Below are 26925 nucleotides of genomic sequence, written 5' to 3'. Positions count from 1 at the left end.
GCTCTCGCTCCGCCTCAGGACTTGGCTGTACTGCTGCTGTCGGGCGGTACTTCGGCCGCCGGACCCGCCGCGGATGCGGTCGCCGCGGATGCGCCCGCTGCGCCCGCCCGGCCGGCCTCCGGCGCCGGGCCGCCCGCGGACGCGTCCGCCTCTGCGGCCGCGTCGGCGTCCAGGCGCTCGGCGGCCCGGGCGATGTTGCGGGCCATCCCGCCGAAGACCAGCGCGTGGAAGGGGGACACGCTCCACCAGTAGAGGTGCCCGAGCAGCCCGTGCGGGTGGAAGAGGGCCCGCTGCGTGTAGCCGGCCCGGCCGGGCCCGGCGCCCGGGTCCGCGCGCATCTCCAGCCAGGCCAGCCCGGGCAGCCGCATCTCGGCCCGCAGCCGCAGCAGCCGGCCCGGTTCGATCTCCTCCACCCGCCAGAAGTCCAGGGAGTCCCCGACCCTGAGCCGGGAGGCGTCGCGCCGGCCCCGCCGGATGCCGACCCCGCCCACCAGCCGGTCCAGCCAGCCCCGCACCGACCAGGCCAGCGGGAAGGAGTACCAGCCGTTCTCCCCGCCGATGCCCTCCACCACCCGCCACAGGGCCCCGGGCGAGGCGTCCACCTCCCGCTCCCGGCAGTCCGTGTACAGGCTGCCGCCCGCCCAGTCGGGGTCGGTGGGCAGCGGGTCGCTGGGCGCGCCGGGCAGCGAGGCGGAGGACCAGCGGGTGGTCACCTTGGCCTCGCGGACCCGCTGGAGGGCCAGCGACAGGGCCTGGTCGAAGCCGATGGGCGCCCCCGGCGGGTCCGGGACCAGCCGGGCGATGTCGTGCTCGGCGCAGACCACCTCGTGCCGCAGGGACTCGGCCAGCGGCCGGGCCAGCGCCCGCGGCACCGGGGTGACCAGGCCGATCCAGTGGCTGGACAGCCGGGGGGTGAGCATCGGAACCCGCAGGATGAGCCGTTTGGGCAGCTCCGCCACCTGCGCGTAGCGGCGCATCATCTCCTCGTAGGTGATCACGTCCGGGCCGCCGATGTCGAAGGCCCGGTTGGTCTCCGGCGGCATGCCGGCGCTGCCGACCAGATAGCGCAGCACGTCACGGACGGCGATCGGCTGACAGCGGGTGGACACCCAGCTCGGGGTCACCATCACCGGGAGCCGCTCGGTGAGGTAGCGCAGCATCTCGAAGGAGGCCGACCCGGATCCGATGATCACGGCGGCGCGCAGCACGGTGGCCGGCACCTCGCCCGCCAGCAGGATCTCGCCGACCTCGGCACGGGACCGCAGGTGCGGGGACAGACCGGAGGCCGGGATGCCCGCCGGGGTCAGCCCGCCCAGGTAGACGATCCGGCGGACCCCGGCCTCCCGGGCCCGCTCGGCGAAGATCCGGGCGGCGTCCCGGTCCCGGTCCTCGAAACCGGAACCGCCGCCGAGGGCGTGCACCAGGTAGTAGGCCACGTCGATGCCCTCCAGCGCGGCGGCCACCGAGACCGGATCGGTGGCGTCGCCCCGGACGGTCTCCACCCGCCCGGCCCACGGCAGGTCGCGGAGTTTCTCCGGGGACCGGGCCATGCACCGCACCCGGTGGCCCGCATCGAGCAGTTCCGGCACCAGACGGCCACCGATATAGCCGGTGGCCCCGGTGACCAGGCAGTTCAGGCCCGTCATGGCTGTCTCCGCTCCTCGTACGCCGTGTGCGGTCCGGTCCCTCCCCTCGGGGATTCCCCCGGGACGCCCGGAACGGATGCGCACCGATCGCCCGTCCGGCGCATCCGACACCCCCTCCGGCTCCGAAGTAGCAGCGAGGGAGGGAGCGAGATGACGGAACAAGGACGACCGGGACGGCCGCGACGACCGCGCACCGCTGTGATCGGTGGGGGCGTCTCGGGGCTGACGGCCGCCTATGTGCTGGCCCGGACCCATGAGGTGACCCTCTACGAGGCCGACGACCGGCTGGGCGGGCACGCCCACACCCATGAGGTCAAGGGACCGGACGGGGTGGTGCGCCCGGTGGATTCCGGGTTCATCGTCCACAACGACCGTACCTACCCGCACCTGCTCCGGCTCTTCGGGGAACTGGGCGTGGCCACCCGGGCGACCACCATGAGCCTGTCGGTGCGCTGCCGGGGCTGCGGACTGGAGTACGCGGGCGCCCGCGGTCCGCGCGGGCTGTTCGCCCGGCCGTCCAGCGCGCTGCGGCCCGACTACCTGCGGATGCTGGCGCGGGTGCCGGCCTTCCACCGGCAGGCCCGGCGGCTGCTGGCCGCCCCGGCGGGCGGGACGGAGCCCACCCTGGGCGAGTTCCTGGAGCGGGGCGGTTTCGGACCGTACTTCACCGGGCACTTCGCGATCCCGCTGGTGGCCTCGGTGTGGTCCTGCCCGCCGGACACCGCGCTGCGCTATCCGGCCCGGTACCTGTTCCGGTTCCTGGCCCACCACGGGATGCTGGCGGTCGGCGGCTCCCCGCAGTGGCGCACCGTGGAGGGCGGCTCGGCCCGCTACGTGCAGCGGATCCGCGAGGAGCTGGGCCCGGCCGCGGTCCGGGTGTCCGCGCCCGTGCGCTCGCTGGCCCGGACCCCGGACGGGGTGCGGATCACCCTCGCGGACGGATCGGGCGCGGACCACGACTCGGTGGTCGTCGCCGTCCACGCGGACCAGGCACTGCGTCTGCTGGCCGATCCCACCGGGGCCGAGCGGGCGGCGCTGGGCGCCTTCGGCTACTCCCGCAACCGGACCGTGCTGCACACCGACGACTCGGTGCTGCCCCGGGCCTCCGGTGCCCGCGGCTGCTGGAACTACCTGCTGTCCGGCTGCCGCCCGGAGGACGCGCACGTCCGGGTGAGCTACGACATGAACCGGCTCCAGGGGCTGACCGCCCCGGAGCACTACCTGGTGACCCTGAACGCCGGGGACTCCGTCCGGCCGGACCGGGTGCTGGCCGAGATGGTCTACGAACACCCCGTGTACACCCCGGAGTCGGTGGCCGCCCAGCGCCTGCTGCCCGACCTGTCCGGCCCGGTCACCGCCTACGCCGGCGCCTACCACGGCTGGGGGTTCCACGAGGACGGCTGCCGCTCGGGCGTGGCGGCGGCGGCCGCGCTGGGGGTGGTCTGGTGAGACCCGCCCTGTACGAGTGCGACATCCGGCACGTGCGGACCGGAGCCCACCGCTACGGCCTGCGCCGGCGCAGCTACCTGTGGCTGGTGGACCTCGCCGAACCGCCCCGGCTGCCGGGGCCGTTGCGTCCGCTGGCCCGGTTCGACGCCCGCGACCACTTCGGCGGCGACCTGCCCACGATCCGGGCCGGCCTGGACCGCTTCCTGACGGCCCGGGGCGTTCCGCTGCCGCCCGGTGCCCGGGTGCTGATGCTGGCGCACGCCCGGGTGCTGGGCCATGTGTTCAACCCGCTCACCGTGTTCTGGTGCCACGGCCCGGACGGCGCCCTGCTCCGGGTGGTCGCCGAGGTCCACAACACGTACGGCGGCCGGCACTGCTACCTGCTCGGTCCGGAGGCCGCCGAGGGCTCGGGACGGGTGGCCAAGGAGTTCTACGTCTCCCCGTTCCTCGCGGTGGAGGGCGACTACCGGATGCGGCTGCCGGTTCCGCAGGACCGGCTCGCCATGGACGTGGCCCTGGCCGGGGGCTCGGATGGGGCCCGGCTGACCGCCACCGTCCGGGGCGTCCGCCGGCCTGCCGGTGCGCGGGGACTGCTGCGCGCGGCGCTCCGCCACCCGTGGTCCACCGCCGCGGTGACGGCGGGCATCCGCTTCCACGGAATCCGGCTGCTGCTGCGCGGGCTGCCCGTGCGGCCGCGGCCCCCACACCTGCCCCAGGAGGGTATGAAGTGAGCACGACGACCATGACGGCGCTTCCGGAGGTGCCGCCGTGTTCCCGAACCCGGGCGACGGTGGGCCGGCTGCTGATCCGCCGGGCCCTGGACCGGCTGCCGCTCCAGGTCCGGATGGGTCCGGACGGCACCCTGGGCCGGGGCGGGCCCGCGATGGCGGTCCACGACCCGGTGGCCTTCGAGCGCCGGATCTCCACGGAGGGCCTGATCGGGTTCGGGGAGTCCTATGTGGCGGGCGAATGGGACGCCCGTGACCCGGTGGCCGTGCTGACGGTCATGGCCGGGCAGGTGGCCGCGCTGATCCCCCGGCCGCTCCAGCGGCTGCGCGGACTGTGGGCCGCCCGGCACCCGGAACGGGACCGCAACACCCCCGACGGATCCCGCAGCAACATCGAACGCCACTACGACCTGTCGAACGAGCTGTTCGCCGAGTTCCTGGACCCCACCCTGACCTACTCCTCGGCGGTGTTCCCCGCACTGCCCGCACGGTTCGGGGACCTGGCCGCCGCCCAGCACCGCAAGATCGACATGCTGCTGGACCTGGCGGAGGTCGGACCGGGCACCCGGCTGCTGGAGATCGGCACCGGCTGGGGCGAGCTGTCGATCCGGGCCGCCCGGCGCGGCGCCCGGGTGGTCACCCTCACCCTCTCCCGCGAGCAGCGCGAGCTCGCCCTGCGGCGGATAGCGGCCGCCGGCCTGTCCGACCGGGTGGACGTACGGCTCTGCGACTACCGCGAGGCGGAAGGCAGTTACGACGCCGTGGTCAGCGTGGAGATGATCGAGGCGGTCGGCGCCGAGTACTGGCCGGTGTACTTCGCCACCCTGGACCGGCTGCTCGCCCCCGGCGGCCGGGTGGCGCTCCAGGCGATCACCATGCCGCACGATCGGATGCTGGCCACCAGGAACACCTACACCTGGATCCACAAGTACATCTTCCCCGGCGGGATGCTGCCCTCGGTGCGGGTGGTGGAGGAGATGGCCCGCACCCACACCCGACTGCGGGTGACCCGCCGCGAGGGGTACGGGGCGCACTACGCGGAAACCCTGCGGCTGTGGCGGGAACGGTTCACCGAGCGGGCGGACCGGGTGCACGCGCTGGGCTTCGACGAGACCTTCCGGCGGATGTGGACCTTCTACCTCGCCTACTGCGAGGCCGGGTTCGCCTCCGGATACCTGGACGTGCACCAGATCCTGCTGACCGAGGAAGGAGCCCGGGCGTGAACTGGTCCGGTTTCGGGGTCAATCTGGCGGTCGCCGCGGCCGCCTCGCTGGCCGTGATGCTCGCCGCCTTCGCGGTGGGAGTGCGGCTGGGCCGGCACCGCGGGGTCGACGTGGCCTGGGGACTGGCCTTCGCCGCCGTGGCCCTGGCCACCTGGGCGGCCTCCGGCGCGGGCGGCGGCCGGGCCCTGCTGCTGACGGTGCTCACCGTGGTGTGGGGGCTGCGGCTGGCCGGCCACATCGCCTGGCGGGGCCGCGGACACGGAGAGGACCCCCGCTACGAACGGATGCTGGGCAGGGCGCCGGGCAACCGGAACCTGTTCGCCCTGCGCATGGTGTACCTGCTCCAGGCGGCCCTGGTGTGGCTGGTCTCCCTGCCGGTGCAGGCGGGCGCCTACAGCGGCGGGGACCTCGGGCCGCTCGCCGCGGCCGGGGTGCTGCTCTGGCTCACCGGCATCCTCTTCGAGGCGGTCGGCGACCACCAGCTGGCCCGCTTCAAGGCGGATCCGGCCCACCGGGGCAAGATCATGGACCGGGGTCTGTGGTCCTGGACCCGGCACCCCAACTACTTCGGCGACTTCTGCGTCTGGTGGGGCATCTTCCTGGTCGCCGCCGGATCGGTGCAGGCCGCCGCTGTGTCGGTGGTGGCACCGCTGTTCATGTCCTACCTGCTGATCGGGGGCAGCGGGAAACGCCTGCTGGAACGGCATATGGCCGACCGGCCCGGATTCGCCGAATACCGGGCGCGCACCAGCGGGTTCTTCCCCCGGCCGCCCCGGCGCTCCCCGGCCGGCGGGAGCTGAGAGGGGGCCGCCGCTCTGGTGTCCTGGCACGGCGGCTGCCACCATGCCCGCGTGACCGCAACCATGCCGCCGCCGGGTGCCGGCCGCGGGCCGCGCCGCTGGCCACTGCTCGGGAACCTGCCCGCGTTCGCCCGTGATCCGCTGGCCTTCTTCGAGTCGCTGCGCGACGAGTACGGGGACTGGGTGCCGTGGGCCCTGGGACCCCAGCGCAATGTGCTGGTCTCCCGGCCCGAGCACGCCGGCGAACTGCTCGGGGCGGTGGAGGGCAGCTTCCGGCCGACGGAACTGGGCTGGGCCTTCCGCCAGTTGCTGGGCAACGGGGTGGTGGTGGCGAGCGGGGCGGACTGGCGGCGCAAGCGGGCGCTGGTGCAGCCCGCCGTCCGGCCGCGCCAGGTCCGCTCGTACGCCGCGACCATGGTGGAGTGCGCGGACGCCCTCGTCGGGGGCTGGCGGGCGGGCGACCGGATCGATGTTCACCGGGAGATGGCCGGACTGACCCAGCGGATCGCGGTACGGACCCTGTTCGGTGGGGACGCGGCCGGCCGGGAGGAGCCGATCAGCGCGGCGATGGCCACCGCCCAGCGGGAGCTGGGGGCGGAGTTCCGCGGGCTGACGCTGTTCCTGCCGCCGTGGGTGCGGACCCCGGGCCGGCGCCGGATGCGGGAGGCCGTCGCGGTCCTGGACCGGGAGATCGACCATGTCATCGCCGAGCACCAGGCGGCCTCGGCGGCCGGGGCCGAGCGGGACGACCTGCTGAGCCGGCTGCTCGCCGCCCGCGACGAGCACGGCGAACCGCTGTCCCGGCGGGAGCTGAGGGACGAGTCGATCACCCTCTACATCGGCGGCCATGAGACCACCTCCACCACCCTGACCTGGGCCTGGCAGCTGTTGTCCGGGGCCCCGGAGGCCCGGTCGCGGCTGACCGGGGAACTGGACCGGGTGCTCGGCGGCCGACTGCCCTCCTACGAGGACTATGCGCGGCTGCCCTGGACCCGGCAGGTGGTCAAGGAGGCCCTGCGGATCTATCCGCCGATCTGGCTGATCTCGGCGGTGGCCGAGCCGGGGGCGAGCCTCGGGGGGCGGCCGGTGCCCGTGGGCACCTCGGTGTGGATCAGCCCGTGGTCGATGCACCGGGACCCCCGCTGGTTCCCGGATCCGGAGGCCTTCCGGCCGGAGCGGTGGGACGAGGACGCCCCGCATCCGGTGCCGGAGCACGCCTGGTTCCCCTTCGGCGGCGGGCCCCGGGCCTGTCTGGGGGCACGGTTCGCCCTGGTGGAGGCCGTACTGGTGCTGGCCGTGCTCGGGCAGCGGTTCCATCTGGACAGCGGGGCCGAGCGGGTCGGGGTGTTCCCGGGGCTCACCCTCCAGCCGACCGGACCGGTCCTGGCCACCCTGCGCCCGCCCGGGGCCTGAGGCCGAGCGGGGCCTGAGGCCGGGCGGAGGCTGAGGCCGGGCGGAGGCTGAGGCCGGGCGCCGGGTACGGTACCGAGCCCGGGGAAGATCTCCCGACCCCACCGAGTTAGTAGAACCGTGAACGATTCTGTGCGGGACACGGTGGACGTGGACGTGGTGGTGGTCGGAGCCGGTCAGGCGGGGCTGTCCAGCGCCTACCATCTGCGGCGGGCCGGGCTGGGGTTCCAGGTCCTGGACCACGCGCCCGCCCCCGGCGGGGCCTGGCAGTTCCGCTGGCCTTCGCTGACGTACTCCAAGGTGCACGGAATGCACGCGCTGCCCGGGATGGAGCTGACGGGCGCGGATCCGGAGCGGCCCTCCTCCGAGGTGATCAGCGCGTACTTCGCGGACTACGAGCGGGAGTTCTCCCTGGACGTGCTGCGGCCGGTGCGCGTCCGGGCGGTGCGGGAGGGCGTGGGGGGCCGGCTGCTGGTCGAGTCCTCCGCGGGCGACTGGTCGGCACGGGCGTTGATCAATGCCACCGGCACCTGGGAACGGCCGTTCTGGCCTCGGGTGGCGGGGCAGCGCTCCTTCCGGGGGCGGCAACTGCACACGGCGGGCTATCCGGGGCCGGAGGGGTTCGCGGGGGCCCGGGTGGTCGTGGTGGGTGGCGGGACCTCCGCGGTGCAGCATCTGCTGGAGATCTCGGAGGTGGCGGCGGAGACCACCTGGGTGACCCGGCGGCCCCCGGTGTTCCGGGAGGGTTCCTTCGGCGAGGCGGAGGGGCGGGCCGCGGTGGCCCTGGTGGAGGAACGGGTGCGCCGGGGGCTGCCCCCGAGGAGCGTGGTGAGTGTGACCGGGCTGCCGATGAGCGAGGCGGTGCGGGCGGGGCTGGCCTCGGGGGTACTGGAACGCCGGCCGATGTTCGACCGGATCACTCCGGAAGGGGTGGTGTGGGCGGACGGCACCTCGGTGGCGGCCGATGTGATCCTCTGGGCCACGGGCTTCCGCCCGGCCCTGGGCCATCTGGCTCCGCTCGGTCTGCGCGAGCCGGGCGGCGGTATCCGACTGGAGGGGACCCGGGCGGCGCGCGACGCACGGGTGCATCTGGTGGGCTACGGGCCTTCGGCGAGCACCATCGGCGCGAACCGGGCGGGCGGGGCGGCGGTCCGGGAGATCCGCCGACTGCTGGACCGGAACCGGGGCCGGGACCGGGTGCCGGTGGCGGTCGGCTGAGCCTCAGGCGCGGCGGGCCTGGGCGCGGAGCCGGTTGAACTCGGCGACATGCCGGGTGTGTTCCTCGTAGGTGGCGGAGAAGCGGGTGTCTCCGGGTTTGACGGTGACGAAGAACAGCCAGTCCCCGGGGGTGGGGGTGACGGCTGCCGTCATGGCCTGGAGTCCGGGGCTGTCGATGGGGGTGGGTGGCAGTCCCTGGCGTTCGTAGGTGTTGAAGGGGCTGTCGATCCGGGTGTCGGAGAGGCTGGTGTCCACGGTGCTGCGGTTGAGCGCGTAGTTGATGGTGGAGTCCATCTGGAGGGGCATGGAGCGGGCGAGCCGGTTGTGGACCACCCGGGAGACCTTGCCCATGTCGGCGGGGGTTTCGGCCTCGGCCTGGATGATGCTGGCCAGGGTGGCGGTCTGGTAAGGGGTCATACCGTGGGTCCTGGCTCCGGTGGCCACCGCGCGGGTGGCGAGCTTCTCCCCCGCGGTGCGGACCATATAGGCGAGCAGTTCGGTGGCGGTGGTCTTGGAGGTCACCGGATAGGTGGCGGGGAAGAGGTATCCCTCCGGGTTGCCCTTGGATTCGGGGGGCAGTCCGGGCGCCATGGCACCGGCGGCGGATTTGGCGGTGCCGGGCGGCACCTTCAGCTCCCGGTCGATGGCGGCGTAGACCTGGGCGGCCCGCCAGCCTTCGGGGATCAGCAGCCGGCGGGGCTGTTCCTCCCGGTGCTCGGGCAGCAGCAGCGGGACCAAGAGGGCTGCGCCGGTGGCGAGCAGCAGCCCGAGGAAGATCGCCAGGCGGCCGCGGCGGGTGAGGCGGGTCCGGCCCTTCTTCGGCCGGTGCTCGGTGAACATGCGGGCACGCTAACCCGGCCAGGGGCGAATTCCCGGCATTTCCCCAGTATTCCGGTCATACGATCACACTTTTATGGAGTCCTTGGGGGTCAGCTGGGTGTCGCGTCTGACCAGGGCGGCATAGCGTCCGCCGGCGCCGAGGAGTTCCTCGTGGGTGCCTCGCTCGGCGATCCGGCCGGCGTCCAGGACCACGATCTGGTCGGCGTCGCGGACGGTGGACAGGCGGTGGGCGATGGTGATGGTGGTCCGGCCTTCGGAGAGGGCGTCGATGGCCTGCTGCACCGCATGCTCGGTGCGGGTGTCCAGGGCGCTGGTGGCCTCGTCGAGGATCAGCACCGGCGGGTCGCGCAGGATGGTGCGGGCGATGGCCAGTCGCTGCTTCTCCCCGCCGGAGAACCGGTATCCGCGCTCGCCGACCAGGGTGTCGTATCCGTCGGGGAGGGAGGCGATGTGGTCGTGGATCTGGGCAGCGCGGGCCGCTTCGGTGATCTCCTCGTCGGTGGCCTCCGGTTTGGCGAACCGGAGGTTGTCGGCGACGGAGGCGTGGAAGAGGTAGGTCTCCTGGGAGACCACTCCGATGGAGCGGGCGAGGGAGTCGAAGTCGAGCTCGCGGACATCCACCCCGTCGAGGCTGACCCGGCCGCCGGTGACGTCATAGAGCCGGGGCACCAGATAGCTGAGGGTGCTCTTGCCGGATCCGGTGGGGCCGACCACGGCGAGCGAGCTGCCGGCCGGGACGGTGATGTCGATCCCGGACAGGGTCTGCCGGGTCTCCTCCCGGTCCGGCTCGTAGGCGAAGTCCACGGCTTCGAGGCGGACCTCCCCCTTGGCCCGGTCCAGCCGGACGGGTTCGGCGGGCTCGGTGATCTCCACGGGCAGGTCGAGGTACTCGAAGACGCGGGCGAAGAGGGCGAGCGAGGTCTGGATCTGCACTCCGGTGGAGAGCAGGCTCACGGCGGGCCGGAACAGCCCCTGCTGGAGGCTGACGAAGGCGACCAGGGTGCCGACGGACAGGGAGGGCGCCCCGGACTGGAGGGCCACGCCGGCCGCCCAGTAGATCAGGGCCGGCATGGCGGCCATGACGATGCCGATGGTGGACATCCGCCAGCGTCCGGCCATGCTGGAGCGCACTTCCAACCCGACGAGCTTCTCGGACTCCTCGGCGAAGGTGCGGGTGAGCGAGTCGGAGCGGCCCATGGTGCGGCCCAGCAGGATGCCGCTGACCGAGAGGGATTCGGTGACGGTGGCGGCCATCGCCGCCATCTGCTTCTGCCGTTCGGTGGTGATCTTCTTGCGTTCCCGGCCGACTCTGCGGCTGATCCAGACGAAGACCGGCAGGAGCAGCAGGGAGACCAGGGTGAGTCGCCAGTCCAGGGCGAGCATGGCGACCACGGAGGCGACCACCGCGGTGAGGTTGGAGACCAGCGAGGTGGCGGTGGAGGTGACGGTGGCCTGCATCCCGCCGATGTCGTTGGCGATCCGGGACTGCACCTCGCCGGTGCGGGTCCGGGTGAAGAAGGCCAGCGGCATCTGCTGGAGCCGGGCGTAGACGGCGGTGCGCAGGTCGTGCATGACCCGCTGGCCGACGGTGGTGGAGATCAGGGTCTGGAGCACGCCGAACACGCTGGTGACCACGGCGGTGAGGATCATGCCGAGGGCGAGCAGGCTGAGCAGTCCGGTGCGGCCTTCGGGGATGGCGGTGTCGAGGATCTCCTTCAGCAGGAACGGCGAGGCCACGCCGACGAGCGAGGAGGCGGCGACGAGCAGGCCGACGACGGCCAGCCGGCCCTTGTAGGGGCGGAACAGGCGGGCGATCCGGCGCAGCTCGCGCGGCTGTTCCGCCGGTGCGGGGCGGCTGGGGTCGAGCGGGCGTTTGGACGGGGTCCAGTTCGGTTCTTCCGGGCGCATGGGCTCCCTCGGCTTCGACGGTATCTCCATGAGAGCATAGCTCATTGTTACCTATACTCACAATGAACGGGGTCCTGATAAGGTTCCCGTCATGAGCCCCGCTTCCGACGCCGCCTCCGATGCCGCCTCCGACGCCGCTCACGAGGCCGCCGCCGACGCCGACCGCCTCCTCGCCGAGCAGCTGCTCCGGCTGACCCGGCGGCTGCACCGGATCCAGAAGCGGCATCTGGAGCCGATCGGCATCACCCCGGCCCAGGGCAGGCTGCTGCGGGTGGTCGCCCACTTCTCCGCCGAGGAGGCCCCCCGGATGGCCGATCTCGCGGCCCGCCTCGAAGTGGTGCCGCGCCAGGTGACCACCCTGGTGGACGGGCTGGAGGCGGCCGACTGCGTCCGCCGGGTGGCCGATCCCGCCAACCGCCGGGTCACCCGGATCGAACTCACCGGGACCGGCCGCGCCACGCTGCGGAGGCTGCGCAACGCGCGGACCGACGCCGCAGAGGAGATCCTGGCTCCGTTGACCGCCGATCAGCGCGAGGTGCTCGGCGGACTGCTGAAGGCCCTGTCGGACGTCCCGGCGGAGCCCGCCTGCTGAGCGAACCGCCGAGCCCGAGGGGGCACCGCCATGCCGCTGCTGGAGCCTAACCCGGGCGCCCTGCGCCCCCGTACCCTCAGCGGTCCCGCCCCCGACCGGGTGCCCGAGCGGCGGGCCACCGGCACCCCGGAGGTGCTGCGCGCCGAGCTCACCGCGCTGCTCGGCCCCGAGAAGGTCCTCTGGCAGGTCTCCGACCTGGTGCGGTACGCCTCGGACGCCTCCCCGTACCGGTTCGTGCCCCAGGTGGTGGTGGTCGCCGAGGACATCGACGACATCTCCACGGTCCTCTCCTACGCCCACGGACGGCAGCGCGAGGTGGTGTTCCGGGCGGCCGGCACCTCGCTCAACGGCCAGGCCCAGGGCGAGGACATCCTGGTGGACGTCCGCCGCCACTGGTCGGGGGTCGAGGTGCTGGAGGACGGGCTGCGGGCCCGGATCCGGCCCGGCACCACCGTGGTCCGCGCGAACGCCGCGCTCGCCCGGTACGGCCGGGTGCTCGGTCCCGACCCGGCCAGCGCGATCGCCTGCACCCTCGGCGGAGTGGTCGCCAACAACGCCTCCGGAATGACCGCCGGCACCGCCCGCAACTCCTACCGCACCCTGTCCTCGCTCACGTTCGTGCTGCCCGGCGGCACCGTGGTGGACACCGCGGACCCGCTGGCGGACGAGGAACTCCTGCGCGCCGAACCGGCCCTGTGCCACGGGCTGCTCGCCGTGAAGGCGGAGATCGAGTCCGAACCGGAGCTGGTCGCCCGGATCCGCGCCAAGCACGAGATCAAGAACACCAACGGCTACCGGCTGGACGCCTATCTGGACGGGGACACCCCGGTCGAGATCCTGCGCGGACTGATGGTGGGCTCGGAGGGCACCTTCGGTTTCATCGCCGAGGTCGTCTTCGACACCCTGCCGCTGGACCGCGAGGTCTGCTCGGCCCTGCTGTTCTTCCCGTCCCTGCCCGCCGCTGCCGCGGCCGTACCCCTCTTCAACGCGGCCGGGGCCATCGCGGTGGAACTGATGGACGGCAACACCCTGCGGGCCTCGGTGGCGGTCTCCGGGGTGCCCGCCGACTGGGCGGAGCTGCCCAAGGACACCACCGCCCTGCTGGTGGAGTTCCGGGCCCCCGACGAGGCCGGCGCGGAGGCCCACCGACGGGCCGCCACGGAACTGGCCGCCGGACTGGAGCTGGTCGCCCCGGTCCCCTCGGTCACCAACGCCTTCACCCGGGACCCACGCACCATCGGCGGCTACTGGAAGGCCCGCAAGGCCTTCGTCACCGCCGTGGGCGGCACCCGGCCCTCCGGCACCACCCTGATCACCGAGGACTTCGCGGTCCCGCCCGGCCGGCTGGCCGAGGCCTGCGAGGCCCTGCTCGCCCTCCAGGCCGAGCACGGGTTCGACGCCGCCGTCGCCGGCCACGCCGCCCACGGCAACCTGCACTTCCTGCTCGCCTTCGACGCGGCGAAGCCCGCCGACGTCGCCCGCTACGCGGCGTTCATGGACGCCTTCTGCACCCTGACCGTGGAACGCTTCGACGGCTCCCTGAAGGCCGAACACGCCACCGGCCGCAACATCGCCCCCTTCCTGGAACTGGAATGGGGTCCGCGGGCCACCGAACTGATGTGGCGCACCAAGCAGATCATCGACCCGGACGGACTGCTCGCCCCCCGCATCGTCCTGGACCGCGATCCGGAGGCCCATCTGCGCGGGCTGAAGACCATCCCCCGGGTCGAGGCGATCGGGGACCCCTGCATCGAGTGCGGGTTCTGCGAACCGGGCTGCCCCAGCGGGGACCTGACCACCACCCCCCGGCAGCGGATCGTGCTCCGCCGGGAGATGCTCCGCCAGCAGCCGGGCTCCCCGGTGCTGGACGGACTGCTGGCCGCCTACGGCTACGACGCCGTGGACACCTGCGCGGGCGACTCCAGCTGTGCCCTGGCCTGTCCGGTGGGCATCGACACCGGTGCGCTGATGAAGGAGTTCCGGCACCGCAGGCACAGCCCCCGGGAGGAGAAGGCCGCCGAACTCGCCGCCCGGCGGTTCGCCGCCGTCGAGCGGGCGGCCCGGGCCGCCGTGGCGGCCGCCGACCGGATCACCGGCCGGATCGGGGACGCCCCGCTGCGGGCCGCGACCGGGGCCGTCCGCAAGGCGGTCCGCCCCGACCTGGTGCCCCAGTGGCTGCCCCAGATCCCCGGCGCGGCGGCCCGCCGGCTCCCGGCCACCCGCCGGACCGGCGCCGCGGCCGTCTACTACCCGGCCTGCGTCAACCGGATCTTCGGCAGCCCCGGACCGCTCTCCCTGCCGGAGGCGGTGGTCGCCGTGTCCGCCCGGGCCGGCCGGCCGGTGTGGATCCCCGGGGACCTGACCGGCACCTGCTGTGCCACCATCTGGCACTCCAAGGGCTACGAGGCCGGCAACCGGCTGATGGCCAACCGGATCGTGGAGGCGGCCTGGGGCTGGACGGCGGGCGGACGCCTGCCGCTGGTGGTCGACGCCTCCTCCTGCACCCTGGGCATCGCCCACGAGGTGGTCCCCTACCTGACCGAGGACAACCGGTCCCTGCACGCCGAACTGACCGTGGTCGACTCGGTCGTGTGGGCCGCCGACGAGTTGCTGCCCGAACTGGACATCCTCCGCCGGGCCGGTTCGGCGGTGGTGCACCCCGCCTGTTCGATGCACCAGCTGGGCGACGCGGACCGGCTGAGGACCCTCGCCGAGGCCTGCGCCGAGGAGGTGGTGGTGCCGGTGGACGCCGGGTGCTGCGCGTTCGCGGGCGACCGCGGGATGCTCCATCCCGAGCTGACCGCCTCGGCCACCGCCCGGGAGGCCGCCGAGGTCGGTTCACGGGCCTTCGACGCCCATCTGTCGGCGAACCGGATGTGCGAGGTGGGCATGGACCGGGCCACCGGCCGCTCCTACCGCTCCGTCCTGCTGGAACTGGAGTGGGCCACCCGGCCCTGAGCCGCTGCCGGCACCCGCCGCCGACCGGACGGAACCTGGCCGGTATACACCTTGGCATGCGGAAAATCGATTGCCCTGATGCGCCCAGGAGCGCGAACCTTGCACGGTTTGAACCACCCACCGAGCCCTGGGGCATCATGCAGATCAGTGATCTTCCGTATCCGGACCCGGGCGTACCGGACGTCCGGTCCGGCCCCCGGTTCCTGCTCTGGCTCGGACGCAACCAGCTCGGCGGCCAGATCAGGAGCCTGTGCTGGGGGCTGCTCCACTTCTGCGGGATCGCCGGACTCCCGTTCGCCGTCGGCATGGGCGTCGAGGCGGTCGTGGACCGCGACGGCACCCGGCTGCTGCTGGTCGGAGCGCTGCTGTTCCTGATCGGCATCGGGATCGCCCTGGGCGACACCATGCTGCACCGGACCGCCGTCACCAACTGGATCACCGCCGCCGCCCGGGTGCAGCAACTGCTCGCCCGCAAGACCGCCGAGCTGGGCTCCGCCCTGACCCGGCGGGTCGCGGCCGGTGAGGTGGTCGCCGTCTCCACCGGGGACGTGGAGAAGATCGGCTGGTTCGTGGAGGCGGTGTCCCGTTTCCTGGCCGCCGCGTTCGCGGTGGTGGCGATCTGTGTGGGGCTGCTGCTGTACGCCCCCGCGCTGGGACTGGTCGTGGCCCTCGGGGTTCCCGCGCTGGCGCTGGCCGTACTGCCGCTGCTGCCGCTGGCGACCAAACGGGCCGACGTCCAGCGCGAGAAGGCCGGAAAGGCCACCGAGCTGGCCTCCGACACGGTGGCCGGGCTGCGGGTGCTGCGCGGCATCGGCGGGGAGGAGCTGTTCCTCGGCCGCTACCGGGAGGCCTCCCAGGAGGTGCGCCGGGCCGCCGTGCGCAGCGCCCGGATGTGGGCCCTGATCTCGGCCATCCAGGTGCTGCTGCCGGGAGCCCTGCTGATCACCGTGGTCTGGTACGGGGCCACCCTGGTGCTCGCCGGGCGGATCTCGGTGGGCGAACTGGTCGCCGTGTTCAGTGCGGTGGCCACGATGATGTACCCGCTGCGGCACTTCGAGGAGATCGCGATGGCGTACTCCTTCTCCCGGCCGTCCGCGAAGCGGGCCGCCCGGGTGCTGTCGCTGACCCGGACCGAGGGCGGCGCCCCGGAGCCCGCCGCCGGGACGGCCGGGGCGCCCGCCCCGGGCGGGGACCTGTACGACCCGCAGACCGGGCTGCTGGCTCCGGCCGGGGTGTTCACCGCCGTGGTGTGCGGGGATCCGGACCTGGCCGGGCGGCTCGCCGAGCGGCTGGGCGGGCATCCGACCGGGGACGCCCCGGAGCCCTCCTCGGTGCTGCTGGGCGGGGTCCCGCTGGACGGTATGGCGCTGGACACCGCGCGGACCCTGGTGCTGGTGCAGGACAAGGATCCGGTGCTGCTGTCGGGGACCCTGCGGGAGCTCCTCGACGTCCCCGCGTCCGGGACGGTCGGGGTGGACGGGGCGCTGGCCGCGGCCCAGTGCGCGGACGTGCTGGACGCCCTGCTGCAGTCGGCGCCGGACGGGGTCGTGGACCCGTTGGACGCCCGGATCACCGAGCGCGGCCGTTCGCTGTCCGGTGGCCAGCGGCAGCGGCTGGCACTGGCCCGGTCGCTGGTCACCGACCCGGAGGTGCTGGTGCTGGACGAGCCGACCTCGGCGGTGGACTCGCACACCGAGGCGAGGATCGCGGAAGGGGTCGCGGCCCTGCGGGCGGGCCGCACCACGGTGGTGCTGGCCTCCTCCCCGCTGCTGCTGGACCGCGCGGACCGGGTGGTCCTGGTCCATGACGGGGCGGTCGCGGCGGTCGGCACGCACCGCGAACTGCTGCGCGACGAACCGCGCTACCGGGCCGTGGTCACCCGGGAGACCGACGAGGAACAGCGGCTGGCCCAGCTGGAGGCAGCGCTCACGGAGATCGAGGAGTCGGCATGATCGGCGTGTTGGCGCCGGAGTACGATCCGGCGGCCCCGGAAACGGCCGCGACCCTGCCGGTGGGTACCTCGGAGACGGTCCGCGGCTATGTGGGCGGTCTGCTGCGGCGGCACCGGCGGGCGTTCGTCCTGCTGGTGACGGTCAACGCGGTCGCGGTGGTGTCCTCCATGGTCGGCCCGTACCTGCTGGGCCGGGTGGTGGACGAGCTCGCGGCGGGGGCCCGGGATCTGCACCTGGGGCAGGTGGGGCTGCTGTTCGCGCTGGCCCTGGCGGTGCAGACGTTGTTCGTCCGGATGGTCCGGCTGCGCGGGGCGATGCTCGGCGAGGAGATGCTGGCCGATCTGCGCGAGGACTTCCTGGTCCGCTCGGTGGGGCTGCCGCCCGGGGTGCTGGAGCGGGCCGGGACCGGCGATCTGCTGTCGCGGATCACCACCGATGTGGACCGGCTGGCGAACGCGATGCGCGAGGCCGTCCCGCAGCTGGCCATCGGGGTGGTGTGGGCCGGACTGCTCTTCGGGGCGCTCGCGGTGACCGCGCCGCCGCTTGCGCTGGCCGCGCTGGTGGCCCTGCCGGTCCTGGTGGTCGGCTGCCGCTGGTACTTCAAGCGGGCGCCCTCGGCGTACCGTTCGGAGGCCGCGGGGTACGCGGCCGTGGCCGCCGTGCTCACCGAGACGGTGGACGCCGGGCGCACCGTGGAGGCGCACCGGCTGGGCCGGCGCCGGATCGACCTGTCCGAGCAGCGGATCAAGGAGTGGACGGCCTGGGAGCGGTACACGCTGTATCTGCGGTCGGTGCTGTTCCCGGTCATCAACGTCACCTATGTGACGATCCTGGGCGCGGTGCTGCTGATCGGCGGCTGGTGCGTGCTGGAGGGCTGGATGTCGGTGGGTCAGCTGACCACCGGGGCGCTGCTGGCACAGATGATGGTCGATCCGATCGGGCTCATCCTGCGCTGGTACGACGAGCTGCAGATCGCCCAGGTGTCGCTGGCCCGGCTGGTGGGGGTCCGTGACATCGAGCCGGGCGCCGGTGACGCGGCGCTGGTCCCGGCGGGCCGGGACGTCCGGGCGGAGGAGGTGCGGTTCGGCTACCGGGAGGGTGTGGACGTGCTGCACCAGGTGTCGATGTCGGTGCCGCGGGGGACCCGGATGGCTCTGGTGGGGCCCTCGGGTGCCGGGAAGTCGACGCTGGGCCGGCTGCTGGCCGGGATCTACGCGCCGCGGGGCGGCGAGGTGACCCTGGGCGGGGCGCGGCTGTCGGAGATGCGCGCGGAGCGGGTGCGTGAGCACGTGGCGCTGGTCAACCAGGAGCACCATGTGTTCGTGGGGTCGCTGCGGGACAATCTGCGGCTGGCCCGGAGCGGTGTCGGGGACGAGGAGCTGTGGTCGGCGCTGGGCGCGGTGGACGCGGACGGCTGGGCGCGTGCGCTGGCCGAAGGGCTGGACACCGAGGTCGGTTCGGGTGGTGCCGCCCTGACTCCGGCGCAGGCGCAGCAGATCGCGTTGGCCCGGCTGGTGCTGGCGGATCCGCACACGCTGGTGCTGGACGAGGCCACCTCGCTGCTGGATCCCCGGGCGGCCCGTCATCTGGAGCGTTCGCTGGCCCGGGTGCTGGACGGCCGGACGGTGATCGCGATCGCGCACCGGCTGCACACCGCGCATGACGCGGATGTGATCGCGGTGGTGGAGAACGGCCGGATCAGCGAGCTGGGCAGCCATGACGAGCTGGTCGCCGCGGACGGCGCGTACGCGGCCCTCTGGCGCTCCTGGCACGGCTGACCGGCCTTCGCGGACCGGCCCGCCCTGCCGGTCCGCCCACCCGTCGGGGCTCCCCCGGCGGCTGGGCCGTTCGGCCGGCGGGCAGTTCGGTCGGCGTGCAGTTCGGTCGGCGGGCTGGAATCACTGGAATCAGATGAAGCCGAGGGCGGAGGCTCCGCCGATTCCGCCGAGGAGCATGAACACCGGCATCAGGACCTTGAGCTCCACCCAGCTGCCGGCCCGGAAGCGCATCATCTTGGGCGGGCCGATGGGGTACCAGCGCTTCCCGGCGATCGGGATGGGCCAGAGGATCGGGCAGCCGGAGACGGTGAGCGCGTCGCCGATGTCGTGGACCAGGGCGCCGAGGAGGATCGGCAGGCCCAGCCACAGGTATTCCTGGCCGGGGTTGGTGAAGAGCCAGTCCGCGCCGTTGCCGGGCTGTTCCAGGACTCCGGCGAGTATCCAGGCGCTGGTGGCGCCGAGCAGCCAGACCAGGATGTCGCTGGACATCCTGGCGGCCCGCCAGAGCAGTCCCTCCACCGCGAGCACCAGGTGGACGAAGAGGAGGGCGAGCACGCCCCAGCGGCCGGCGGTGACGGCCAGTGCGGAGGCACCGCCGCCGATCAGGACGGCCCACAGCCAGGTGTGGGTGAGGGTGCGGTGCCCACCGGTCCGGCGGGCGTCGCGCGGCGAGCGGGTCGCCTTGTAGACGGCGTATGAGATCTTGTCGACCACTTCGCAGAGGCCGCGGGAGAGCGGTCCGAAGGCACGCGAGATCGTCGCGGACTTGTGGTCGAGGTCGGGGGCGAGGGCGGCGCCCGCGCAGATCAGCGCCCCCACCACCAGCACCGGCCAGGGCATGGAGTACCCGGTGGCGGCCGCGGCGGCTCCGACGCCGAGCCAGGCTGCCGCTCCGGACAGTGAGTGCGCCGGTCCCATCATGCTCGTACCCGCCCCTGTCCCTACCGCTGCCCGTGTCCTGGTGACGGCACAGCCTACCGGTGATGATCTTCGCTGGACCGCCGGTTCCCTCATCCGGACGGAAGCCAGGCAAGATGGGGGCGTGACCCTCATTGATCAGCTGCCGCCGACCGCCGACCCCGATGCCCTCTTCGAGGCCTTCTCCACGTGGGCGGAGGGCCAGGGCATCACCCTGTACCCGGCGCAGGAGGAGGCGCTGATCGAGGTGGTCTCCGGGGCGAACGTGATCCTTTCCACTCCGACCGGCTCGGGGAAGAGCCTGGTCGCGGCGGGTGCCCACTTCACCGCGCTGGCCCAGGACAAGGTCACCTTCTACACCGCCCCGATCAAGGCGCTGGTGTCGGAGAAGTTCTTCGATCTGTGCAAGATCTTCGGCACCGAGAACGTCGGCATGCTGACCGGTGACGCCTCCGTGAACGCGGACGCCCCGGTGATCTGCTGTACCGCCGAGGTGCTGGCCTCGATCGCGCTGCGCGACGGCAGGCACGCGGACATCGGCCAGGTCGTGATGGACGAGTTCCACTTCTATGCCGAGCCGGACCGGGGCTGGGCCTGGCAGATCCCCCTGCTGGAGCTGCCGCAGGCACAGTTCGTCCTGATGTCGGCCACCCTCGGCGACATGTCGCGGTTCGAGGGGGACCTGACCCGCCGGACCGGCCGGCCGACCTCGGTGGTCCGCTCGGCCACCCGGCCCGTCCCGCTGTCCTACGAGTACGTCACCACCCCGATCACCGACACCATCACCGAGCTGCTCCAGACCCGGCAGGCCCCGGTCTACATCGTCCACTTCACCCAGGCGCAGGCCGTGGAGCGGGCGCAGTCGCTGATGAGCATCAACATGTGCTCTCGGGAGGAGAAGGACCGGATCGCCGAGCTGATCGGCAACTTCCGTTTCACCACCAAGTTCGGCAAGAACCTCTCCCGCTACGTCCGGCACGGCATCGGGGTCCACCACGCGGGCATGCTGCCCAAGTACCGGCGGCTGGTGGAGAAGCTGGCCCAGGCCGGCCTGCTGAAGGTCATCTGCGGCACCGACACCCTGGGTGTCGGGGTGAACGTGCCCATCCGGACGGTGCTGTTCACCGCCCTCACCAAGTACGACGGCACCCGGGTGCGGACGCTGCGCGCCCGTGAGTTCCACCAGATCGCCGGCCGGGCAGGCCGGGCCGGGTTCGACACGGCGGGCTATGTGGTGGCCCAGGCCCCCGAGCACGTGATCGAGAACGAGAAGGCGCTGGCGAAGGCGGGCGACGATCCGAAGAAGCGCCGCAAGGTGGTCCGCAAGAAGGCTCCGGAGGGCTTCGTCGCCTGGTCGGACACCACCTTCGAGAAGCTGATCGCCTCCGAGCCGGAGGCGCTGACCTCCCGCTTCAAGGTCACCAACATCATGCTGCTGTCGGTGATCGCCCGGCCCGGGAACGCCTTCGAGGCGATGCGCCGGCTGCTGGAGGACAACCACGAGCCCCGCAGGAACCAGCTGCGGCACATCCGGCGGGCCATCGCCATCTACCGCTCGCTGCTGGACGGCGGCGTGGTGGAGCAGCTGGACACCCCGGACGCGGAGGGCCGCACCATCCGGCTCACCGTCGACCTCCAGCAGGACTTCGCGCTGAACCAGCCGCTGTCGACCTTCGCACTGGCCTCCTTCGACCTGCTGGACCCGGAGTCCCCCTCCTACGCGCTGGACATGGTCTCGGTGGTGGAGTCCACCCTGGACGATCCCCGGCAGATCCTCGCGGCCCAGCAGAACAAGGCCCGCGGCGAGGCGGTCGGCGCCATGAAGGCCGACGGGATCGAGTACGAGGAGCGGATGGAGCGGCTCCAGGAGGTCACCTACCCCAAGCCGCTGGAAGAGCTCCTGCTGCACGCCTACAACGTGTACCGCAAGAGCCACCCGTGGGTCGGCGACCACCCGGTCTCGCCGAAGTCGATCATCCGCGACATGTACGAGCGGGCCCTGTCCTTCACCGAGTTCACCTCCTTCTACGAGCTGGCCCGCACCGAGGGCATCGTGCTCCGCTACCTGGCGGGGGCCTACAAGGCCCTGGACCACACCATCCCGGACGACCTGAAGTCCGAGGACCTGGTGGACCTGATCGAGTGGCTGGGCGAGATGGTCCGCCAGGTCGACTCCAGCCTGCTGGACGAGTGGGAGCAGTTGGCGAACCCGGAGATCGAGACGGCGGAGCAGGCCCAGGAGAAGGCCGACCAGGTCAAGCCGGTCACCGCGAACGCGCGCGCCTTCCGGGTCCTGGTCCGCAACGCGATGTTCCGCCGGGTGGAGCTGGCGGCCCTGGACAACCTCCGGGAACTCGGTGAGATGGACGCGGAGTCCGGCTGGGACGCCGACGCCTGGGGCGAGGCCATGGACGCCTACTGGGACGAGTACGAGGACCTGGGCACAGGCCCGGACGCGCGCGGCCCCAAGCTGCTGATGATCGAGGAGGACCCGGAGCACGGTCTGTGGCGGGTTCGCCAGACCTTCGCCGACCCCAACGGCGACCATGACTGGGGCATCAGCGCCGAGGTCGATCTCGCGGCCTCCGACGAGGAGGGCCGGGCGGTCGTCCGGGTCACCTCGGTCGGCCAGCTCTGACCCCCCGAGGAACGCCGCCGCAACCGACAGCAGTGGAGAACCCCTGATGACGAACCCCGCCGAAAGACTCGTCGACCTGCTCGATCTGGAGCAGATCGAGGTCAACATCTTCCGTGGCCGCAGCCCGCTGGAATCGCTCCAGCGGGTGTTCGGCGGCCAGGTGGCCGGGCAGGCCCTGGTGGCCGCGGGCCGCACCACCGAGGGCGACCGCCCGGTGCACTCGCTGCACGCGTACTTCCTGCGCCCGGGCATTCCCGGGGTGCCGATCGTGTACCAGGTGGAGCGGGTCCGGGACGGGCGCTCCTTCACCACCCGCCGGGTCACCGCGGTCCAGCAGGGCAAGACCATCTTCAACCTCACCGCCTCCTTCCATCAGCCGGAGGAGGGCAGCATCGAGCACCAGCTGCCTCCCCGTCAGGACTTCCCGCACCCGGACACGCTGCCCAAGGTCGCGGACGAGATCCGTGAGCACCTGGGCGCGCTGCCCGAGGCGCTGGAACGAATGGCGCGCCGCCAGCCGTTCGACATCCGGTACGTGGACCGGCTCCGCTGGACGCCCGAGGACCTGAAGGACGCCGATCCGCGGAGTGCGGTGTGGATGCGGGCGGTCGGCCCGCTGGGCGACGACCCCCTCGTCCACACCTGTGCCCTCACCTACGCCAGTGACATGACCCTCCTCGACGCGGTGCGCATCCCCGTGGAACCGCTGTGGGGGGTGCGCGGGTTCGACATGGCGAGCCTGGACCACGCCATGTGGTTCCACCGGCCGTTCCGGGCCGACGAGTGGTTCCTCTACGACCAGGAGTCGCCCATCGCCCACGGCGGGCGCGGTCTGGCCCGGGGCCGGATCTACGACGTCGAGGGCCAACTGCTGGTCTCCGTGGTCCAGGAGGGCCTGTTCCGCCCCTACACCTCCTCCCCCTCCGCTCCGTCTTCCCCGAAGGACTGATCCGCTCCGTGCCCACGCCACTCCCCTGCCCCTGCGGGCTGCCCGCCGCCTACCCGGAATGCTGCGGCCGGTTCCACTCGGGGGCCCAGCGGGCTTCCACCGCGGAGCTGCTGATGAGGTCCCGGTTCAGCGCGTTCGCCGTCGGGGACACCGCCTATCTGCTGCGGTCCTGGCACTCCGCGACCCGCCCGGCGGTCCTGGACCTGGATCCGGGGCAGCGCTGGGAGCGGCTGGAGATCCTGGGCACCGAACGCGGCGGGATCTTCGAGACGGAGGGCTCGGTGGAGTTCCGGGCGCACTACCGGGAGGGCCGGCACGCTGGGTCCCTGCGGGAGCACAGCGCCTTCGGCCGGGAGGACGGGGCCTGGGTCTATGTCGGCCCGCTGTCCCCCGTCGACTTCGACTGAACCCCGGCGGGCTGAACCCCGGCCGGCTGGTCCCCGGTCGGCCGGTTCGCGGCCGATGGGTTCGCGGCCGGCTGGTTGCGGGCTCCGGTGAGGGCGAACTCCAGGCTGGTGCGGTACCAGAGGATCTCCTCCGGCTGCTCGGCCTGGAGCAGCCGGCCCGCCACGCCGGCCGCGGCCACCGGGCTCTGCGGATGCCCGTACGGCGGTGGCGGGGCCAGTCCGGCCAGCCGGGCCCGCTCCACCGGGTCGGGGACCGCCTCCGCCAGCTCGGCGCGGGGCAGGACCGAGGCGAGCACGGCCGCCCGTTCCCAGGGGTCGGCGGTACGCCGGAGCAGCAGCCCGACCCGCCGGCCGCGCCACCTCCTGGGGCGCTGGTCCTCCCGGGCGGCGATCCGCTCGCGGTCCTCACCGGGGGTGCCGCCGGTCAGCAGATCGGGGCGGCGGGCGCCGAACTCGGTGAGCTCCTCGGCCAGATACAGCCAGACGACGGCCCGGTAGCGGTTGATCCGGTATCCGACCGGGGTGACATGGCCGCAGCGGGCGATCCGGGTGAACCGGCCGGGATGGACCGCGAGCAGTTCGGCGGCGCCCGCGGCCGTCAGGGTCTTCACCCGCTCCCGCAGGCTTTCCGGGAAGCCGTGACCGGTCCTGATCCGGTCGAGCTCCGCCCGGGTGAACCGCGAGGCCCCACCCGGCCCGGGCGGCCCGGCCCGGACGATGCCGAGCTGCACCGCGCACGCGAACTCGGCCCGGCGCAGGCCCAGTTCCCCCGCGGCCCGCACTCCGCCCACCATCGCGCTCTCTTCGGCACTCGTCCGCATGACGGTCTCCTTCACTCAGGGCATCGCTGCCGTCGCTCTGCGTGAAGAACGTAACGCGCCGTAAGCCACGCCCGCTCGGCCTGTGGAAAACCTCGCGGGCACCTCCCCGGACCGTCCCGGCTAGCCGCCCGTCATCCGGCGCTCCGCGACGCCCAGGTGCTCGCCGACCCGGTTCACCAGCAGCGTCATCTCGTACGCGACCTGCCCGATGTCCGCCTCGGCCGCGCTGAGGACGCACAGGCAGCTGCCCGCACCCGCGCCCATCACGAACAGCACGCCCTCGTCGTACTCGACCATCGTCTGCCGCACCTCACCGGCCCGGAAGTGCCTTCCCGAGCCCTTGGCGAGGCTCTGCAGGCCGGCCGAGACGGCCGCCAGGTGCTCGGCGTCCTCCCGGGCCAGGCCGGCGCTCGCGCCGGTGACCAGCCCGTCGTTGGAGAGCACCACCGCGTGGCGGACCTGCTGGACCCGCCGCGTCAGGTCGTCCAGCAGCCAGTCGAGCTGCTTGTCCAGTGCCATTTGAGCCCCTCCCCGTTCACGCGGCTGTGACCGCCCCGCGTCGTCGTTCCGCCAGCCTTCCCCACCAGCGGCTTTCCGGCAAGGAGGATGTGCCCATGGCGAAGAAGATGACAGAGGACGAATGGCGTGCCTTCGTCTCGTACGGGACGCGCACCGGGAAGCTCTCGACCGTGCGGGAGGACGGCAGTCCGCACATCGCCCCGGTCTGGTTCGTGCTGGACGGGGACTCCTTCCTGTTCAACACCGGCAGGACCACGGTCAAGGGGCGCAACCTGCTGCGTGACGGCCGGGTCGCCCTGTGCGTGGACGACGACCGCCCGCCGTTCTCCTACGTGGTGATCCAGGGCCGCGCGGAGATCGCCGAGCACGCCGACGACCCGGAGGGGATGCTGCACTGGGCCTCCCGGATCGGCGGCCGCTACATGGGCGAGGAGCGGGCGGAGGCCTTCGGCCGCCGCAACGCCGTACCGGGCGAGCTTCTGGTGCGGGTCCGCATCGAGAAGGTGATCTCCGAGTCCGGGGTCGCCGACTGACCCACCCGCGGCCCACGGCCGCACCGGCCCGCCGCCCCGGCCCACGGCCACCGCCTAGGGTCGGGGCATGACCTCGGACGCGTCCCGCAACCTCACCCGTACCCGCACGCACACCTGGCAGCGGCATCCCGAACCGGCCCCCGATCTACGGGCCATGAGCGGCCTGGAGGTCCTCCGGGCCATGCTGAAGGGCACCCTGCCCGCCTCACCGATCATGAGCACCATGGGTTTACGGCTGACCGAGGTGGGCGAGGGGTTCATCGTGTTCGAGGGCGACCCCGGCGACCATCTGCTCAACACCATGGGCACGGTCCACGGCGGTTTCCTCGCCACCCTGCTGGACACCGCCCTCGGCTCGGCCGTGCTGACCCGGCTGCCCGCCGGAACCGCCTACACCACCGTGCAGCTGGGCGTGCACATGATCCGTCCGGTGTTCGCGGACACCCCCGCACTGCGCTGCGAGGGCACCGCGCTGCACGTCGGCCGGACCACCGCCACCGCCGAGGCCCGTGTCACCGGAACGCTGGACGGCAAGCTGTACGCCCATGCCACCACCACCTGCGCCGTGCTGCGCGGCCCCGAAACCTCCCCGGGGGTGTTGCCCGAACCTAGGGGCTGACCGATTCGAGGAGGCGGGCCGTGTGCACCCGGCCGGCGTACTCGACCAGTCTGATCAGCACCTCCTTGCCCGAGTCCTTGTCCCGGGCGTCGCACAGCACCACCGGGGTGCCCTGGTCCAGGTCGAGGGCCCGGGACACGTCGTGCGCCCCGTAGGAGCGGGCGCCCGGGAAGCAGTTGACGGCGACCACGAACGGGATCCGGCGGTGTTCGAAGTAGTCGACGGACGGGAAGCAGTCCTCCAGCCGCCGGGTGTCCGCGAGGACCACCGCCCCCAGCGCCCCCTGGGAGAGCTCGTCCCACAGGAACCAGAACCGGTCCTGTCCGGGGGTGCCGAACAGGTACAGCGACAGACCGCTGCGAATGGTGATCCGGCCGAAGTCCATGGCCACCGTCGTGGTGGTCTTCTGGGCGACGCCCTCGGTGTCGTCGACGAGTTCGCCCGCCTCGCTCAGGACCTCCTCGGTGCGCAGCGGCCGGATCTCGCTGACGGCCCCCACCAGGGTGGTCTTTCCGACCCCGAATCCGCCGGCCACCAGGATCTTCAGGGACAGCGCGGTCAGTTCGCCCTCCCCGGATCCGTCCGCGCGCGCGTCGTCGGGCTCCGTGCCCCGGGCCTTGTCGGTGGCTCGTCCCATCACAGCGCTCGCAATCCGTCGATGACTTCACGCAGGATCCGCTCGTCCGGCAGCTGGGCGGGCGGCACCGGGCGGCTGACCCGGACGTGGCCCGCCTCCAGCAGGTCGCCGAGCAGCACCCGGACGACCCCGACCGGAAGGTCCGCCTCGGCGGCCAGTTCGGCGACCGACTGGGTCTCCGCCCGGCACAGGCCCAGCAGGGAGCGGTGTTCGGGGCCCAGCAGGGAGTCGTCCGCGTCCGCCGCCCCGGGGTCGACGGCGACCAGGGCGATCAGGTCGAAGCGGACTCCGTGCGGTCCCGGTTTGGTGCGCCCGCCGGTCATGGCGTACGGACGGACGAGCGGGCCCGCCTCCGCGTCGTACCACTGGCCGTTCATGTTCC

At 72.9% G+C, this 26925-nt stretch carries 23 protein-coding genes; 15 read left to right on the top strand and 8 right to left on the bottom strand.

Translation table 11 applies throughout. The features are described 5' to 3' along the window. Nucleotides 1-14 precede the first annotated feature (14 nt). On the bottom strand, nt 15-1646 hold the full coding sequence (locus ACZ50K_RS05500; RefSeq protein ID WP_468897797.1) for an SDR family oxidoreductase: 1632 nt from the start codon (nt 1644-1646) through the stop codon (nt 15-17). A 150-nt stretch (nt 1647-1796) separates the two neighbouring features. Between ACZ50K_RS05500 and ACZ50K_RS05495 the strand changes: the two genes are divergently transcribed. The 6 genes from ACZ50K_RS05495 (at nt 1797) to ACZ50K_RS05470 (ending at nt 8474) form a co-directional block, all read left to right on the top strand. Next, on the top strand, nt 1797-3095 hold the full coding sequence (locus ACZ50K_RS05495) for an NAD(P)/FAD-dependent oxidoreductase (protein WP_468897795.1): 1299 nt from the start codon (nt 1797-1799) through the stop codon (nt 3093-3095). Beyond that, nucleotides 3089-3826, top strand: coding sequence for a DUF1365 domain-containing protein (locus ACZ50K_RS05490; protein WP_468898477.1), 738 nt, complete (start codon nt 3089-3091; stop codon nt 3824-3826). Before ACZ50K_RS05495 ends, ACZ50K_RS05490 begins: the two co-directional genes overlap by 7 nt. An 11-nt stretch (nt 3827-3837) precedes the next feature. After that, nucleotides 3838-5046: a class I SAM-dependent methyltransferase gene (locus tag ACZ50K_RS05485; RefSeq protein ID WP_468898474.1), complete on the top strand. Its 1209-nt coding sequence runs from the start codon at nt 3838-3840 to the stop codon at nt 5044-5046. After that, nucleotides 5043-5846, top strand: a complete 804-nt coding sequence (locus tag ACZ50K_RS05480; protein ID WP_468897793.1) for a DUF1295 domain-containing protein — start codon at nt 5043-5045, stop codon at nt 5844-5846. The genes ACZ50K_RS05485 and ACZ50K_RS05480 overlap by 4 nt, the downstream gene beginning before the upstream one ends. Nucleotides 5847-5909: 63 nt before the next feature. After that, the gene (locus tag ACZ50K_RS05475; RefSeq protein WP_468898471.1) at nt 5910-7259 is read left to right on the top strand and encodes a cytochrome P450; all 1350 of its coding nucleotides are present in this window, start codon (nt 5910-5912) and stop codon (nt 7257-7259) included. Between the two features lie 117 nt (nt 7260-7376). Further along, on the top strand, nt 7377-8474 hold the full coding sequence (locus ACZ50K_RS05470) for an NAD(P)-binding domain-containing protein (RefSeq protein ID WP_468897791.1): 1098 nt from the start codon (nt 7377-7379) through the stop codon (nt 8472-8474). Nucleotides 8475-8477: 3 nt separating this feature from the next. Here the strand turns inward: ACZ50K_RS05470 and mltG are convergent, their stop codons facing one another. Together mltG and ACZ50K_RS05460 are read right to left on the bottom strand one after the other, a co-directional pair. Next, nucleotides 8478-9314: an endolytic transglycosylase MltG gene (gene mltG, locus ACZ50K_RS05465; RefSeq protein WP_468897789.1), complete on the bottom strand. Its 837-nt coding sequence runs from the start codon at nt 9312-9314 to the stop codon at nt 8478-8480. Nucleotides 9315-9377: 63 nt separating this feature from the next. Continuing rightward, nucleotides 9378-11222, bottom strand: coding sequence for an ABC transporter ATP-binding protein (locus ACZ50K_RS05460; RefSeq protein WP_468897787.1), 1845 nt, complete (start codon nt 11220-11222; stop codon nt 9378-9380). Nucleotides 11223-11313: 91 nt separating this feature from the next. Here ACZ50K_RS05460 and ACZ50K_RS05455 point away from each other — a divergent pair, with 91 nt between their 5' ends. The 4 genes from ACZ50K_RS05455 (at nt 11314) to ACZ50K_RS05440 (ending at nt 18502) form a co-directional block, all read left to right on the top strand. Further along, nucleotides 11314-11814: a MarR family winged helix-turn-helix transcriptional regulator gene (locus tag ACZ50K_RS05455; protein WP_468897785.1), complete on the top strand. Its 501-nt coding sequence runs from the start codon at nt 11314-11316 to the stop codon at nt 11812-11814. Nucleotides 11815-11844: 30 nt separating this feature from the next. Next, nucleotides 11845-14772, top strand: coding sequence for an FAD-binding and (Fe-S)-binding domain-containing protein (locus ACZ50K_RS05450; protein WP_468897783.1), 2928 nt, complete (start codon nt 11845-11847; stop codon nt 14770-14772). Between the two features lie 137 nt (nt 14773-14909). Continuing rightward, nucleotides 14910-16724, top strand: coding sequence for an ABC transporter transmembrane domain-containing protein (locus ACZ50K_RS05445; protein ID WP_468897781.1), 1815 nt, complete (start codon nt 14910-14912; stop codon nt 16722-16724). Continuing rightward, the gene (locus ACZ50K_RS05440) at nt 16721-18502 is read left to right on the top strand and encodes an ABC transporter ATP-binding protein (protein WP_468897779.1); all 1782 of its coding nucleotides are present in this window, start codon (nt 16721-16723) and stop codon (nt 18500-18502) included. The genes ACZ50K_RS05445 and ACZ50K_RS05440 overlap by 4 nt, the downstream gene beginning before the upstream one ends. A gap of 129 nt (nt 18503-18631) precedes the next feature. On the opposite strand, the gene ACZ50K_RS05435 is transcribed toward ACZ50K_RS05440, so the two are convergent. Beyond that, entirely contained in the window at nt 18632-19423 is a 792-nt protein-coding gene (locus tag ACZ50K_RS05435; RefSeq protein ID WP_468897777.1) for a metal-dependent hydrolase, read from the bottom strand. Between the two features lie 121 nt (nt 19424-19544). Between ACZ50K_RS05435 and ACZ50K_RS05430 the strand changes: the two genes are divergently transcribed. The 3 genes from ACZ50K_RS05430 to ACZ50K_RS05420 are packed head-to-tail and all read left to right on the top strand — an operon-like array spanning nt 19545 to nt 23414. Further along, nucleotides 19545-22058 carry a DEAD/DEAH box helicase gene (locus ACZ50K_RS05430; RefSeq protein WP_468897775.1) on the top strand — a complete coding sequence of 838 codons (2514 nt, stop codon included), beginning with the start codon at nt 19545-19547 and terminating at the stop codon, nt 22056-22058. Nucleotides 22059-22104: 46 nt separating this feature from the next. Further along, complete coding sequence (locus ACZ50K_RS05425; RefSeq protein WP_468897773.1) at nt 22105-23007, top strand: acyl-CoA thioesterase; 903 nt, start codon at nt 22105-22107, stop codon at nt 23005-23007. An 8-nt stretch (nt 23008-23015) separates the two neighbouring features. Then, entirely contained in the window at nt 23016-23414 is a 399-nt protein-coding gene (locus tag ACZ50K_RS05420; RefSeq protein ID WP_468897771.1) for a YchJ family protein, read from the top strand. On the opposite strand, the gene ACZ50K_RS05415 is transcribed toward ACZ50K_RS05420, so the two are convergent. Continuing rightward, nucleotides 23378-24235, bottom strand: coding sequence for a DUF6397 family protein (locus ACZ50K_RS05415; protein WP_468897769.1), 858 nt, complete (start codon nt 24233-24235; stop codon nt 23378-23380). The genes ACZ50K_RS05420 and ACZ50K_RS05415 overlap by 37 nt on opposite strands. A gap of 120 nt (nt 24236-24355) precedes the next feature. Next, nucleotides 24356-24754 carry a roadblock/LC7 domain-containing protein gene (locus ACZ50K_RS05410; RefSeq protein WP_468897768.1) on the bottom strand — a complete coding sequence of 133 codons (399 nt, stop codon included), beginning with the start codon at nt 24752-24754 and terminating at the stop codon, nt 24356-24358. A 95-nt stretch (nt 24755-24849) separates the two neighbouring features. Between ACZ50K_RS05410 and ACZ50K_RS05405 the strand changes: the two genes are divergently transcribed. Both ACZ50K_RS05405 and ACZ50K_RS05400 read left to right on the top strand, forming a co-directional pair. After that, nucleotides 24850-25287, top strand: coding sequence for a PPOX class F420-dependent oxidoreductase (locus ACZ50K_RS05405; protein WP_468897766.1), 438 nt, complete (start codon nt 24850-24852; stop codon nt 25285-25287). 67 nt (nt 25288-25354) lie between these two features. Next, nucleotides 25355-25906 (top strand): PaaI family thioesterase, encoded by a 552-nt coding sequence (locus tag ACZ50K_RS05400; protein ID WP_468897764.1) that lies wholly within the window; start codon nt 25355-25357, stop codon nt 25904-25906. On the opposite strand, the gene ACZ50K_RS05395 is transcribed toward ACZ50K_RS05400, so the two are convergent. Beyond that, complete coding sequence (locus tag ACZ50K_RS05395) at nt 25896-26543, bottom strand: GTP-binding protein (protein WP_468897762.1); 648 nt, start codon at nt 26541-26543, stop codon at nt 25896-25898. The two genes, ACZ50K_RS05400 and ACZ50K_RS05395, sit on opposite strands and share 11 nt — an antisense overlap. Beyond that, nucleotides 26543-26920: a DUF742 domain-containing protein gene (locus ACZ50K_RS05390; RefSeq protein WP_468897760.1), complete on the bottom strand. Its 378-nt coding sequence runs from the start codon at nt 26918-26920 to the stop codon at nt 26543-26545. Before ACZ50K_RS05390 ends, ACZ50K_RS05395 begins: the two co-directional genes overlap by 1 nt. Nucleotides 26921-26925: the final 5 nt, after the last annotated feature.

This window comes from Streptomyces sp. NPDC033845 (assembly GCF_055576225.1).
Note: the sequence above shows the minus strand (reverse complement) of the source record. Positions and strands in the feature narration are given on the sequence as shown.